At 55.6% G+C, this 241-nt stretch carries 1 protein-coding gene; it reads right to left on the reverse strand.

The features are described 5' to 3' along the window. Positions 1-214: aminotransferase class I/II-fold pyridoxal phosphate-dependent enzyme (locus tag Q4528_RS15720; protein ID WP_303522655.1), on the reverse strand; the 214-nt coding region annotated here is incomplete at its 3' end. Between the last annotated feature and the right edge of the window lie 27 nt (positions 215-241).

Genomic DNA, 241 nt, shown 5'->3' on the forward strand with positions numbered 1-241 from the left:
GTTCTGATCCCACCAGATAGCCAAGCCGCAGCCCCGGAAACAGGGATTTCGAAAAAGAGCCGACGTAGATCACCCGCCCATCCCGGTCGAGTGATTTCAACGCCGGATGCGCGGAATTCTGAAAGGACATTTCGTAGTCATAATCGTCTTCCACGATCAATGCGTTCATATCGCGTGCACGGTCGAGCAATGTTTCGCGGCGATCAATCGGCATGGTGGCAGAGGTCGGGCTGTGGTGGCT

Origin of the sequence: Staphylococcus pasteuri, assembly GCF_030547725.1 — a bacterium.
Lineage (GTDB): Bacteria > Bacillota > Bacilli > Staphylococcales > Staphylococcaceae > Staphylococcus > Staphylococcus pasteuri.